This window comes from Caballeronia sp. LZ062 (assembly GCF_031450785.1).
GTDB lineage: Bacteria > Pseudomonadota > Gammaproteobacteria > Burkholderiales > Burkholderiaceae > Caballeronia.
The window spans coordinates 226,960-241,284 of sequence record NZ_JARTWB010000003.1 but is presented as its reverse complement, the minus strand read 5'-3'; the positions used below and the strand labels follow the sequence as shown (position 1 = coordinate 241,284).

Genomic DNA, 14,325 nt, shown 5'->3' with positions numbered 1-14,325 from the left:
GATGAATGGCTTCGCATCCGCCCTGCGTCTTCGGCTCGTCTGGGGCGCCGCCGCGCTGTGGCTCGGGCTTGCTGCGCTTCTCTCCGCACCGCACGTGCGGGCGGCAGAAGGCTGCGGTTCGTGGCCTGCGTGGGAGCAGTTCAGGCGCGACTTTCTGTCCGATGACGGCCGCGTGATCGACACGAGCGAAGAGGATCGCCGCACCGTCTCCGAAGGGCAGTCGTATGCGCTGTTTTTCGCGCTTGTCGCCAACGACCGCTACGCATTCGACGCGATCATGCACTGGACCGAAAACAATCTCGCGGACGGCGATCTGACCGCGCGTCTACCCGCGTGGCTATGGGGACACGCGAGCGACGGTTCCTGGAAGGTGCTGGATTCCAACTCCGCGTCGGACGCGGATCTGTGGATCGCCTATGCGCTGCTGGAGGCGGGCGCGCTCTGGGGCGAGCGCACGTACACGCTGCGCGGTGCGCGCCTCGCCGCGCGCGTGCTCCAGGACGAGACATTTCCTGTCGCGGGCGTCGGCCGGTTTCTGATGCCGGGAACGACGGGCTTCCATCCTGCCGAAGACGCATGGATCGTCAATCCGAGCTACGCGCCGCTGCAGGTGTTGAGATCGCTCGCCACGCGCTTTGCGACGGAGCGGCGCTGGCAGCAGCTCGTCGACGGCAGTGCCGTCATGCTCCGGGACTCGGCGCCACGCGGGCTCGCCCCCGACTGGGCGACGTACACGGCGGGCCGCGCGTTCGACCGCGACCCTGGCTCGACCGATAACACCACCGGCTCATATAACGCGATTCGCGTCTATCTGTGGGCGGGTATGCTCGATCCGGACGACCCGCATGGCGACGAACTGCGCCGCCATTTCGTGCCGTTCGCCGATCTCATCGCGGCACGCGGCGCGCCGCCTGAAACCGTCGACGCCGCCTCGGGCACGGCGGCGTCCAACGACGGCAACGCGGGATTCTCGGCGGCGGCGGTGCCTTTTCTCGTTTCGCTCGGGCAGGGCGCGCTCGCGTCGGGACAGGCCGCACGCGTCGAGCGCCTCAACGCGCAACGCCCGCCCGGTTACTACACGAGCGTCCTGTCGCTATTCGGCATCGGGTGGTATGAAGGCCGCTATCGCTTTGCCGCCGATGGCGCCTTGCGTCCCGCATGGAGCGCGACATGCACGCCGCGGTGAAACAGGGCGCCTTCGGCGGTGCGGTCGCTGCCTTGCTGCTCGCGCCGGGCGCGGGCCGGGCGGCGGGCGCATCGCCGCCTGCCGCGTTGCCCGAGGATGCCGGGCGCTTCTACGACATGTCGCGGATGTGGGCGGCGAAGCATCGCGATGATCTGGCGCTGTCGCAGCTGCAAAAGGCGCTGCTGATCGCGCCGGAAGATCCGATGCTGCTCGCCGAAGAGATCCGCATCTTGTTGCGGCTCGGCCAGCCGGAGTCTGCCAAGGCCATTCTCGATGGCCTGCAGAAGCGCTCGCCGGATGCCCGTGAGACGCGCTGCATTCAGGAGGAATATCGCGTTGCGACCACGGGCCGGCAGGAAATGGCCGGCATCCGCCTGCTTGCACGCAGTGGCCGCGCGGACGAAGCCGTGCGCCGCCTGAAGGCGTTCTTTCCTAACGGCGCGCCGGATGGCCCGCTCGGCGCGGAGTACAACAAGATCCTCGGCGCGACGGACGCCGGCAGGCCGCAGGCGATCGCCGCGCTGCGCCGCGCATTGGCGGCCGATCCGAACGACGTCGACGCGGCGCTCGTGCTTTCGGTGCTTCTGAACGAGCGGGCGACGCGGCCGGAGGCCGAGCGGATCGCGCATGGTCTCGTCGGACGCGACGACGTGAACCGCGACGTATCGCTCGACGTGTGGCGACGCGTGCTGAAGGCGGGATCGGACGACCCCGCGTTCCTTCCTTCGCTGCGCGCGTATGTCGAAATGGTCCCCGACGACGATCAGATGCGAGAGCGCCTTGCCGGACTCGAAACGGCCGTCGATGCCCAGCAGCGCCTCGAGCACGATCCCGCCTACATCGCGCGCCAGCATGGACTCGCCGCACTCGCCCAGGGCGATCTCGCCCGCGCGGAGCCGCTGCTGGCGCGCGCGGCGGCGGCGCGTCCGGACGATCCGGACGCGGTCGGCGGCCTCGGACTGCTGCGCTTGCGCACCGGCGATCAGGACGCGGCCCACGCGCTGTTCATCCGCGCGGCGGAACACGCGCCGGACAATCGCAGCAAGTGGATCGGGCTCGCCCGCACGACCGAACTGTGGGGCGCGCTTGCCAAAAGCCGCGAGGCGCTGGCCAACGGCCGGGCCGCCGACGCGGAGCGCGCAGCCCGCGCCGCCCTGCGCATCCAGCCGAAGAACGAAGATGCGCGCCTGTTGCTGGCCAACGCGCTCGTTGCGCAACAGCGATGGAGCGACGCGGAGCCTCTCTTGCGCGGTCTGCTGGCCGCTCGCAAGCCGAACCTCGATGCGGTCGCGCCGCTGCGCACGGTGTACGAGCGCACCGGCCGCGCCGCCGAACTGGACGCGCTCTTCGACTCGCTGCAACGCCGCGTCCCGTCCGCGAAAGACAAGCACGCGCTCGCGCAGATGCGCGCCGAAATGCTCGTGAAGCAGGCCGAGCGCTTTCACGCCGATGGCCGGGAAGGTCCGGCCGCCGATCAATACGAAGCCGCGATCAGGCTCGACCCCGACGCGGCCTGGACGCGCTTCGCGCTCGCGCGGCTCTATCGCGATCTCGGCTCGCCCGACCTCGGCCGCCGCGTGATGGAAGATGGGCTCGCGGCGAGCCAGGCGCCTTCCATGCGCTACGCCGCCGCGCTTTACGACAACTCGCTCGACGACGTCCGCACCGCAAGGGCGCTCATCGAGCCATTGCCGGAGAGCGAGCGCACCGACGGTATGCGCGAACTGGTGCGCAAGCTCGATGTCCACGAGGCGCTCGAAACGTCGCGTGAGGCGGCGTCGCACGGCGAGCGCGAGCGCGCCGCCGCCGCGCTCGCGGAGGCCCGCGACAAGGCCGGAGCCGACCCGTATCTGCTCGCATCGGTCGGCGCGGCGTACATCGAGCAGGGAGAGCCCGATACGGGCGTCGTGTTGCTGCGCGACTGGATCGACGCCCATGCCGATGCAGCCGGCGCGGATATCCGTTTGCGCTACGGCGATTTGCTCGGCAGTGCTCACCGCGACCGCGAACTGCAGGCGTGGCTGTATGCGCTGCGGGAGCGCGGCGGGCTGAACAAGCGCCAGCTCGCGCGCCTGGAGGATCAGGCGCTGCGGCTCGCACTGCGGCAAACCGACGAAGCGCTCGACAACGCGGATTACGAGCGCGCCCGCAAGGTTCTCGCGTCCGTGAGTCCGGCAGGACGGACAGACCGCCGTTACACGCTGGAACTCGCTGAAGTCGAGCGCAGGCAGGGCAACCTGGCGGCGGCGCGCGCGCAGCTCGAGCCCGTGCTCGCAAAGGCTCCGGACGATGCGGACGCGCAGCTCGCGCTCGCTCGCGTGCTGGAAGACAGCGGCGAACGCACCGAGGCGCTGACGATGACGCGCCGCGTGCTCTCGCAAGCGCAGCCGGACGATGTCGACACGCGGCTCGGCGCCGTGCGGCGGCTCGCGTCGCTGCAAGAGACCGACGAAGCGCGCGCAGTCGCGGCGGGCTTGCGCGAGGAGTATCCCGAACGGCCTGACGTGACGGTGCAGGCGGGCCGTCTCGCGCAGCGCTCCTATGAGTTCGAAGAAGCGGCTTCGCTCTACAAGACGGCGATCGCGCAGGAAACGGCGTCGGGCCTCGCGGCCAACCGCGGCACGTCGCCCGCGCAGCGCGCGCTGGACCAGCTCGAAGCGCGCCGCGAACCGGACGTGGAAGCGGGTTTCCTGTTCGCCTACAAGTCGGGCGATGACGGCATTTCCCGGTATCGCGCGCAGCAGGTTCCCGTGTACGGCCAGATGCCGCTCGGTTATGCGGGGCATCTCTTCGCGCATGTCGATACGGTGCAGCTGGATGCCGGCACGCTGCAAAACCCGGACGTCGACAGTTATACCCGCAACACCTTCGGCACTTTCGCGGCGCGTACGGACGGCACGCCGCTCGCCGCGTCGGTGCATCAGCGCGCGTTCGGCGTCGCAATCGGTGCGGGTTATCAGTCCGATGCCTGGCGCTTCGACCTCGGCACGACGCCGCTCGGGTTTCCTGTCCAGTATGTTGTCGCCGGCCTTCGGTACCGCTTCGAGACCGACAGGGCGAGCCTCACCGTCAGCGCGTCGCGCCGTCCCGAAACGGGCAGCGAGCTTTCCTACGCGGGCACGCGCGATCCGGTCACAGGGGCCGTGTGGGGCGGCGTGCGCCGCGACGGTCTCGATGTGCGCGGCTCAGTCGACATCGGAAAGATCAATCTGTTCGCGAGCATCGGCGGGGCCGTGCTGACGGGGCACAACGTCAAGACCAATCAGGAAGTGACGGCCCGCGTGGGCTTCGACGTGCCGGTCTACGAGCGCCCGGACATGCGCGTGTCGACCGGTCTTGTCGGCAACATCTGGCATTACACGAACAACCTGCGCTTTTACACCTACGGACAGGGCGGCTACTACAGCCCGCAGCGTTATCTGGCGCTCGGCGTGCCGGTCGAATGGACCGGACGCCGCGACGCTTTTACGTGGGACGTCGAGGCAGTCGCGGGCATGTCGTGGACCTACGAACGCGACTCTGCGTACTTCCCGATCGGGCTGCCTGCGTCGGCGAACGTGCAGGAGGGCGCCAACAACGTGTTCAAGGGCGGGTCGGGCGGCGGCTTCTCGTATGCGTTTCGCGGCGTGCTGGAATACCGGTTCAATCCGAAGCTCGTCGCGGGCGTGCGGCTGTCGATCGAACATTCGCACGACTACATGCCGAGCGCGGCCATGATCTACGTGCGCTACGACTTCGACGGCCGCAAAGGCGATACGAGTCTGCAGACGCGCCCGGTTCGCCTCTATTCGAGCTACTGAAGAAAACTTCAAAGAACCAGGGAGAGGAGCATGAACGACGCGACCTTCGCCAGTTTCGGCGGAACGACCAGGGGCCCGGCGCGATGGCTGGCCGGTTTGCGCGCCTCGGTGCGACGTGCGCCGCGCGGGCGCCATGCGCCACGTCTCGCCATCGACGGGCTGCCGGAGAAATGGGCGGCGTTCGCCCCCGGGGCGGTACACGGCCTCTATACGACGCCCGGCACGCGCGCCTGCGATGCGCTGATCTGGGACACGGCGCGCGAGGGCGGTAGCGAGCACGTCACGGTTGTGCGCGCGCTGCCGCGCGATGAAGTCGCGGCGCAGTTGCGCGCGCGCGGATTGTCCGCCGACGAACGCGCGCCCGGCTGGCCGCGTTACCTCAACGTGCTGGCGCTGCCTGACGAGGAGAGCGGTGTGCCGCTGCGCGTCGCGCTGCGCGCGCTCGTGCGGCGCGGCTTGCGCTCGCGTTCCCTGTCGATCATCGAGGGCGCGGAGCGCTGGTTCACATGGGACGACCCGGCCGCTCTGAGCCGGGAAGGCGATTTCCTCGCGCGCTGGTGCGCGAAGCGCCGCGTCTCGCTGCTGCTCATCTTCCGCGCCGAGCCGGTAGAGACGGATCTCGCCCGGCCGCCGATGTCGCCGGCCAATCCGTTCGAGACATCCGGCACGCTGCACATGCGCTTTGCCGGCGTCGCGCGCATGGGCGAGCTTGCGGGCGAATTGCGCTGGCACGTCGACTTCTGGCGGACCGGGCAGACGCTCGCCGCCAACGAGACGTGCGCCTTGCGGCTAAACGCGTCGGGCGCGCTCGTCGCGGAACTGGAGCCGCCGTCCCACGGCCGCATCCCGGCGAGACTTTCCGCAGCCGACGCAGAGCGCGTGGTCGTCACGCGTTCGCTCGTCGGCGCAGAAGCCTGGCTGCCCGCCGACTGGGAACCCTACGCGGACAATGCAGCGGTGTTCGCGGCATGCCGTGACGCTCACGCCGCGTCCATCGTCTTCGCGCTGGACCCGGACACGCCGCTTGCGGACCTGTGCGCGATGATCCACTCGCTGCGCAAGCGGCGCGGCGGCGCGCTGAAAATCGCGGTCGCACTGCGGGGGCACGGCATCGGCCTTCATCACGAGTTGCTGCTGCTTCGGGTCGGTGCGGACGCGGTGCTTCCCCGCGATCTGCCGTTCTCCCGGTTGTCGCTGGCGCTGCGCTCGCTGCAGGGGCATCTGCACACAGGCCCGATCGTCGATGATCCCGCCGCCGCGCTCGCCGCCGCGCAGCCTGACGCGCTATCTGGCTATGCGCCGCTCGCGGGCTTCTGCGATCGTGTCGCCGCGGTACTGCAACGCGGGCACATGCTGGCGCTGCCGCATGTGCTGGTGGAGTTGACCGTGCGTGACGACGTCTCGCATCTCGACGCCCTGTGCGCCACGCTCTCGCGGCAGCCGGGGCGGATTGCGACCGTCGATGCCACGCACGTCTATGTGTTTCTCTTCGCGTGCGAGCCGCCCGAGGCGCACGATCGACTCGGCCCGTTGCTCGATGCGCCCGGCGCGGAACTCTTCTCCGACCGCAAGCTGTATGTGGGAAGCGGGATCGTGCATCGGCTCGACGTGATGCGCGAGCACGCCCGGCACACGCAGGCGCCCGACTACAGCGATGTGCTGCCGGTAGCGCCCGCGTCCCTCCCGCGCCTGACGCCGGTCGAGAACGCGCCGGCCCGCGCGCTGCACCGGGCGCCCGTCGCGGTGAAGGGGCGAACGGAAGACGGCCCGGCAACGCGCCCTCACGCGCAGCGATGCGCACTGCCGATCCGGCGCGAGGTGGGCGCATGATCGGAATGCTCGCCGCATGCGTCGGCGCGGGTGTCGCCATGGCGATACCGCTTTGTCTGATCGGGCATCGCAAGCGAATGCAGAACGCGCCGCAGCCGCGACTGCGGCTCGAACGCGTCGTCAGGGACACGCGGCTCGTAGGCGCGGACGGCGGCGAAAGCGGGCCGCCGGACGGGACCGCGTGATGACCGTGATCGCAGTCGTCTCGACATCGGGCGGCGCGGGGCGGACGACGGTCTGCAGCGCGCTCGCGGTGCTGCTCGCGCGCCGGTCCCGTCAGGTCTTCGCAATCGAACTGGATGCGCAGAACATTCTCGGCGCGTATCTCGGGCTGGAGACACTCGCGCCGCGCGGGCTCGTCCACGCGCTGCTCGATTCGAGCGACTGGCACGCCGAGTCGTTCCGCAACGAGGACGGCGTGATGTTCGTGCCATACGGCGCGCTCGACGCGGACCAGATCGGCGCGAGCGAATCCGCGTTCGCCGCGCTGCCGGACTGGCTCGCGGGCGCGCTCGCCGATATCGAGCGGCGGCCCGGCGCCGCCGTCCTGATCGATACGGCGCGCTACCCGTCGCAGCAGGCCGAACAGGCATTGCGTGCCGCCGACCTGGTGCTCTGCGTGACGACGCCCGAGCCGGCGGGATGCGTGTCGCTGGGCGCGGCCGTCGATCAGCTGCGGCGGCCGGGCAGGGCGTTTCAGATCGTCGTCAATCAGTTACATCCAACGCATGAGACGCATCGCGATGTGCTGGCCTTGCTGCGGGCGCGCGTCGGCGACGGCGCGATCCTGCCTCAGCGGCTGCATCGCGATGCGGCGCTGCCGGACGCGTTCGCCCGCGGCGGATGGGTGTTCGACACCGCGCCCGACGCTCAGATTTCCCACGATTTGCATGGTCTCGCCCGCTGGCTCGATGGCTGGCTGTCCGGGCGCGGCCGGACGGACTGAGACGACATGGCCTCGAACCGCGACTTCGGCAAACCCGCACGCACGCCGGCACGCTCGCGCCTCGCCGACTGGCTCGCGCCGCGTCTGGGCGTCGCCGATACGCGCACGCGCATCGACTGGTTCGTGCGGCTGCTGTTCCATGCGCCGCGCGCTGGCCGTAAAGACGTGCCGCAGCTGCTGATCGCCCGCTTTGTTGCGCTGCTCGCGGGTGACTGGCAGCTTGCCGCGCGCGCGCCGCTGCGTCTGTGGCTGTGGCGCGCGTTCGTCAGGCCGGCTCCCCCGGGCGGGGCGGCCGCCTCGCTGCGCGCGATCGTCGTCGGAACCGCGGTCGCTCTGCGCCGCACCACCGCGTTCGCGCGCCGCCAGCAGCGCCGGCTCGATGCCGCCATCGCCCGGCTGCCGTGGGTGCCGCTCGCCGCCGGGCTCGAGAGCGCGAGCGGCGTCGTGGGGCGCTGGTGGCCGATGCTGCCGGTCGTCATGCTGCTGGGCGGCGCGCTCTTCGTGCTCGCGAGCACCGCGTCGCTGTCGACGACTGCGCAGTTGCAGTTCGGCGCCACGTCGCTCGCCGCATCGCTCGTCATCCGGCGCATGCCTGGCCGCGTGCCGCTGTTGCTGCTGTCGTCCATGGCGCTGCTGATGACCGCGCGCTACGCCTACTGGCGCGCAACCACGACGCTCGACTTCCGTTCGCCGGGCGACACCCTCGTCGGCTATGCGCTTTTCGGCGCGGAAGCGTACACCTGGCTGATTCAGCTATTCGGCTTCGTGCAGACGGCCTGGCCGCTCGAGCGCGCGATCGTGCCGATGCCCGTGAATCCGGCGGCATGGCCGACCGTCGATGTCTACATTCCGACGTACAACGAACCGCTTTCGGTCGTGCGCCCGACCGTGCTCGCCGCGCAGGGCATCGACTGGCCGGCGGACAAGCTGCGCGTCTATCTGCTCGACGACGGCCGGCGTCCCGAATTTCGCGCGTTCGCCGAGCAGGCGGGCATCGAATATCTCGTGCGCGAAGACAATCGCCACGCGAAGGCGGGCAACATCAACCGCGCGCTCGAGCGCACGCACGGGGAATACATCGCCATCTTCGATTGCGACCATGTCCCTGCGCGCTCGTTCCTGCAGACGACGATGGGCACTTTCCTGCGCGAACCGAAATGCGCGATGGTGCAGACGCCGCATCATTTTTTCTCGCCGGACCCGTTCGAGCGCAACCTCTCGACGTTCCACCGCGTCCCGAATGAAGGCTATCTGTTCTATGGACTCGTGCAGGCGGGCAACGATCTGTGGAACGCGTCGTTCTTCTGCGGATCGTGCGCGGTCATCCGGCGCAGCGCGCTCGTGGAAGTGGGTGGCGTGGCGGTCGAGACCGTGACGGAGGACGCACATACGGCGCTCAAGCTGCATCGGCGCGGCTACACGACCGCGTATCTGCCGACGGTGCAGGCAGCGGGTCTCGCCACCGAGAGCCTCGCGAGCCACATCCGCCAGCGGGTGCGATGGGCGCGCGGCATGGCGCAGATTTTCCGCATCGACAATCCGTTTCTCGGGCGCGGCCTCACCGCGTTCCAACGGCTCTGCTACGGCAATGCGATGCTGCATTTTTTCTACGGCATCCCACGTCTGATCTTCCTGACGATGCCGATGGCCTATCTCTTCTTCCACATGCATTTCATCCACGCACCCGCGCTCGCGATCGTCGCGTATGTGATGCCTTATATCGCGCTGGCGAACGTCGCGAACTCGCGGCTGCAGGGCAGCTTCCGGCATTCGTTCTGGGCCGAGGTCTACGAATCGGTGCTCGCATGGTATGTCGCGCTGCCGACGACCATCGCCGTGCTCAGCCCGAAACACGGCAAGTTCAACGTCACCGACAAGGGTGGACGCATCGATCAGGGCTATTTCGACTGGGCCGTCTCACGACCCTACATTCTGCTCGTCACGCTGAACGCGCTGGGCCTCGCGGTCGGCTGCTATTCGCTCGTTGCGGGCGATGCCTACGAAGCGCCGACCGTCCTGATGAACATGCTGTGGACGACGTATAACCTCGTGCTGCTTGGCGGCGCGCTATGCGTGGCGCGCGAGGCGAGGCAAACGCGCGCCACCCAGCGCATCCCGATGCGCCTGCCCGCCATGCTGATGCTCGCCGACGGCCATTCGATCGCCTGCACGACCCGCGACTGCTCGCTGGGCGGCTTCGGCCTCACGCTGCCCGATGGACAGCGCTTCGCGCCCGGCGAGCCGATGTCGGTCTGCGTGCGGCGTCTCGATCAGGAGTTCAGCTTCCGGGTGCGCTCCGTCTGGCAGACAGGCCGGGAGCTCGGCGTGAAGCTCGAAGGTCTCGATCTCGAAGCGGAGCGGCGGCTCGTGCAGTTGACGCTCGGCCGCGCGGATGCGTGGATCAAATGGCATGACGCCGAACTCGCCGACAAGCCGTTGCGCGGACTGCGCGATGTCGTGCAGGTCGGCGTGCGCGGCTATGGCCGGCTCGGACGCGACGCGGCACGCGCGGCGCGGGCCTGGGTCGAAGCAGCCAGGGCCCGGTCGTGAGCCGGACCGATGTGCGGAGGAAGAAGCGATGACTTTCTGGAACCTCTACTTCATCCTCAAGCTGTACCTGTGGGCGACCGGCCATCTCAGCCCGCTATGGCTTGCCAATCTCGCGTTCGCGCTCGCGCTCGGCGCGACGTCCTTCTGGCGCGCGTACCTTGCGCGTCTTGCGCGCTTGCTCGTGGCGCTCGCGATTGCGCTGCCGCTCATGTACACCGAAGCGAAAGTGCCGCCTTTCTCGCGGCTCGTCAGCGAGTTCAGCGCGATGCTGCATTTCAGTGCCGGCTATTGGTACGAGCTCGCGCAGCGCGTCTTGCCGCCGGCGCTCCTGCTGACGGGTATCTGCGCGGTCGTCGGATATCTCGTGGTGAATCGCTGGCTGCGCGTGTCGACGCTCGTGATCGCCGCGCTCATCACAGCGCCGGTCTATGAACTCGGCCGTGCGATCCAGTTGCCGGGCAATGCGGTTTCGCCTGCGGGCACCTCGCCTGCGGCGCTGTCGCTGGCGGTGCGCGCGGGCAACGCGCCGGGTCAGACGGGCGCGTCCGGCCACGATGCAGAGCTCGCCGCGTTCCGCACGGACGAGGCGAAACGCCGCGTGAGCTTCGCGCATCTCACGAGCGATGCCAACGCGCAGTTCGACATCATCCTGCTGCATATTTGCTCGCTGTCGTGGAACGATCTGGATGTCGCCAAGTCGCGCGATCATCCGATGTTGAGCCACTTCGATTACGTCTTCACGAACTTCAGCACCGCGGCGAGCTACAGCGGCCCGGCGGCCGTGCGCGTGCTGCGCGCGGCGTGCGGACAGGAGCCTCACCAGAAGCTCTACGAAGCGGCCGACGCCGACTGCTATCTGCTGAGCGCGCTCGCCCGCGCCGGCTACACGCCGCAAGTGCTGCTGAATCACGACGGCCACTTCGGCGACTTCGCGTCGACCGTGGCGCGCAATGTCGGCGCGGCTAACGTGCCTTTCCAGCCGAACGGCGCCGCGCCGGTCCAGATGCGCTCGTTCGACGATTCTCCGATTCGCGAGGACTACGGCACGCTCGCCGGCTGGTTAGCGCAGCGCGGGCGGGTGCAGGGACCGGTCGCGCTCTACTACAACACGATCAGCCTGCACGACGGCAACCGCCTGCCGGGCATCCCCGGTTCGAGCCTGGAGACTTATCCCCGGCGCGTGCAGAAGCTCATGACCGATTTCGACCGCTTTGCCGATCTCGTCGCGAGTTCGGGACGGCGTGCGGCGATCGTCTTCGTGCCGGAGCACGGCGCGGCGCTGGCGGGCGACAAGGACCAGATCGCGGGGCTGCGCGAAGTGCCCACGCCGCATATCGTGCATGGTCCGGTGGGCATCCGCCTCGTCGGGTTCGGCGGGGCGCATCCGCCCGCGACGGTCATCACGCAGCCTTCGAGCTTTCTCGCGCTCGCGCAACTGCTCTCGAATCTCGTCGCGCGCAGCCCGTTCCAGCCGGGCGCGACCCTACCCGACTATGCCGCGAACCTGCCGCGCACGCGCATGGTCGGCGAAAACGAGCAAACCGTGACGATCGGCACGGCGGCCGGATACTCCGTCCGCACGCCGGATGGCGTATGGGTGGACCAACAATGACCGATTCCGCGAATCAAGGCGAAGACTGGCCGGTGAACGACGTGAGCGGCCTCGCGCAACGTCTGCCGGGCCTCGACCCGCGGACTTATTACGAGGACGAAGCCGCGCGCGCCTACGAAACGGCTTGGCGGCGCTGCCCGGCGCTTGCACGGTTGCTGGGCCTCGCGGCCCCGGCGGCGGAGCATCGCCCGATACCCTGACGGTGAACGCGATGACCGCCACGACCCGGAGACAGTTTCTACGCGCGATGTCGGCGTGCGCGGGTGCGCTGCTCGCGCCGCTCGCCCCGTCCATCCACGCAGCGCTCACGCTGCCCGCGACCGGCCGCACCGGCACGATCAGGGACGTGAGCCATGTCGTGGTCCTCATGCAGGAGAACCGGTCCTTCGATCACTACTTCGGTACGCTGCACGGCGTGCGCGGCTTCGGCGATCCGCGGCCGCTCATGCTCGCCAACGGACGGCCGGTGTGGTATCAGCCGGGCGCATCGGTGTTCACGAAGGAATACCGTCACCGGGGCTTGCCGGTCGATGCCGCGTATGTGCTGCCATTCCATCTCGATTCGAAGGCGACGACCGAGTTCACGCCTGGCACCGACCATAGCTGGAGCACGGGTCATCTCGCGTGGAACGAGGGACGTTACGATGCGTGGGTCCACCAGAAGCAGGACCCGCTGACGATGGCCTACCTGCGGCGCGCGGACCTGCGCTATCACTACGCGCTCGCCGACGCTTTCACGCTCTGCGATGCCTACTTCTGCTCGGTCCACGCCGATACCGCGCCCAACCGCCTGATGCTCTTCACGGGCACGATCGACGCGCGCAACCGGCTCGGGCCGCTGCGCAGCGGCCCAGGCTTCAGCGAACGCGACGCCAGCGACCCTTATGGCTGGACGACCTACGCGGAGCGGCTGGAGGCGGCCGGCATCGAATGGAAGGTGTATCAGGGAGGCACGGGCCTTCCCGGCGATCCGACCGACAACTACACGAACAACTCGCTCGAGTTCTTTCAGCGTTTCCAGGTTGCGCATGACGCGCCGGCGTCGCTCGTGCTGAAGGGCGCGTCGCGGCACACGCTCCTCGAGTTTCAGCGCGATGTCGACGACAACCGCCTGCCTGCGGTCTCCTGGGTGGTCGCGCCGAAGATGTATTGCGAGCATCCGAACGGCTGCCCGGCCGATGGCGCCTACTACATCGATCGCGTCCTGGAGGCGCTGACGTCCAACCCGAAGGTGTGGGGCAGCACCGTGCTCTTCATCAACTACGACGAGAACGACGGCCTGTTCGATCACGTCGTTCCGCCGATGCCCCCGCTCGCGAGCAGGCAGGGCGGCGGCGGGCTGGTGTCGCGCCAGCTCGTCGATAGCCTCGGCGACGAGATCATCGATCTCGACGAGTATCCGTGGCACAAGACGCCGCTCGTGCCGAACGCCGATCCCGGCGGGCGGCAGCCCATCGGCCTCGGGCCGCGCGTGCCGATGATCGTGGTATCGCCGTGGACGAAGGGCGGCTGGGTGTGTTCGCAGGTGTTCGATCACACGTCGGTACTGCAGTTCATGGAGGCGCGCTTCGGCGTGCGGGAGCCGAACATCAGCGCGTGGCGCAGGGCGGTGTGCGGTGACCTGACATCGGCCTTCGACTTCACTGCGGAGCCGGATACGGCGATAGGCGCACTCGGACCCGTCGCGCGCATGGGCTCGGAAGGCGCGACCATCGCGGTGCCGCATCAGCAGGCGATGCCGGGTTGCGAGCGAGGCACACGGCCTCTTCGGCCACTGCCGTACGCGCTGATGATGAAGGGCCGCCTCTCCGATGGCCGCTTCGTGCTCGACTTCCGCAACGAGAGCCGGGTCGGCGTCGCGTTCTACGTCTACGACCGTGTGCGCGTGGATTCCGCGCCGCGCCGGTACACCATGTCCGCCGGCGACAATTTCGCCGACTTCTGGACGCTGCACGATACCGAGGGCCGCTACGGTCTGTCCGTTTACGGTCCGAACGGCAGCCTGTTCGAATTCCATGGCTCGGCCGCTCGCGATGCGCTTCCCGAAGCCAGCCTGACGCTCGATCCGAGGGCGTCGGTCGGCACGCTGCGTCTCTCGAATGCAGGGCGCGCGCCGTGCCGGCTGAGCGTCGCCAATGCTTACGACACCGCGCCCGCCCGCGAGATAAGCCTGGCTCCGGGCGAGACGTTCGACGACAGATGGGACATATCGAAGCGCGCGGGATGGTATGACCTGAGCGTCGCGTCGATCGACTTTGAGGGCTTCGTCAGGCGATACGCGGGGCATCTCGAAACGGGAGCGCCATCGACGAGCGACCCGGGGCCGGTCTGAACCGCGGCGTTCATGCCGGAGTCGGCCGGCTCATGGCGGCCCGCCTCTCATCGATGACTTCGCGTGCAA

Annotated in this window: 9 protein-coding genes; all 9 read left to right on the top strand. The window is 68.8% G+C overall.

The annotated features are described in order from the left end of the window. Position 1 precedes the first annotated feature (1 nt). From bcsZ to P9239_RS21220, 9 genes are read left to right on the top strand one after another with little or no spacing between them, the layout of a single operon-like run. Complete coding sequence (gene bcsZ / locus P9239_RS21260; RefSeq protein ID WP_309754553.1) at positions 2-1,186, top strand: cellulose synthase complex periplasmic endoglucanase BcsZ; 1,185 nt, start codon at positions 2-4, stop codon at positions 1,184-1,186. Next, positions 1,171-4,986 (top strand): cellulose synthase subunit BcsC-related outer membrane protein, encoded by a 3,816-nt coding sequence (locus tag P9239_RS21255; RefSeq protein WP_309754551.1) that lies wholly within the window; start codon positions 1,171-1,173, stop codon positions 4,984-4,986. Before bcsZ ends, P9239_RS21255 begins: the two co-directional genes overlap by 16 nt. A gap of 30 nt (positions 4,987-5,016) precedes the next feature. Next, entirely contained in the window at positions 5,017-6,816 is a 1,800-nt protein-coding gene (locus tag P9239_RS21250) for a BcsE family c-di-GMP-binding protein (RefSeq protein WP_309754549.1), read from the top strand. Beyond that, on the top strand, positions 6,813-7,001 hold the full coding sequence (locus P9239_RS21245) for a hypothetical protein (protein WP_309754547.1): 189 nt from the start codon (positions 6,813-6,815) through the stop codon (positions 6,999-7,001). Before P9239_RS21250 ends, P9239_RS21245 begins: the two co-directional genes overlap by 4 nt. Next, the gene (gene bcsQ / locus P9239_RS21240) at positions 7,001-7,762 is read left to right on the top strand and encodes a cellulose biosynthesis protein BcsQ (protein ID WP_309754546.1); all 762 of its coding nucleotides are present in this window, start codon (positions 7,001-7,003) and stop codon (positions 7,760-7,762) included. Before P9239_RS21245 ends, bcsQ begins: the two co-directional genes overlap by 1 nt. Positions 7,763-7,768: 6 nt before the next feature. Then, positions 7,769-10,312, top strand: coding sequence for a UDP-forming cellulose synthase catalytic subunit (gene bcsA / locus P9239_RS21235; RefSeq protein ID WP_309754544.1), 2,544 nt, complete (start codon positions 7,769-7,771; stop codon positions 10,310-10,312). Between the two features lie 28 nt (positions 10,313-10,340). Beyond that, positions 10,341-11,924: a cellulose biosynthesis protein BcsG gene (gene bcsG / locus P9239_RS21230; protein ID WP_309754542.1), complete on the top strand. Its 1,584-nt coding sequence runs from the start codon at positions 10,341-10,343 to the stop codon at positions 11,922-11,924. Continuing rightward, positions 11,921-12,124 carry a hypothetical protein gene (locus tag P9239_RS21225; RefSeq protein WP_309754541.1) on the top strand — a complete coding sequence of 68 codons (204 nt, stop codon included), beginning with the start codon at positions 11,921-11,923 and terminating at the stop codon, positions 12,122-12,124. The genes bcsG and P9239_RS21225 overlap by 4 nt, the downstream gene beginning before the upstream one ends. An 11-nt stretch (positions 12,125-12,135) precedes the next feature. Next, positions 12,136-14,256 (top strand): phosphocholine-specific phospholipase C, encoded by a 2,121-nt coding sequence (locus tag P9239_RS21220; RefSeq protein WP_309754539.1) that lies wholly within the window; start codon positions 12,136-12,138, stop codon positions 14,254-14,256. Positions 14,257-14,325 lie beyond the last annotated feature (69 nt).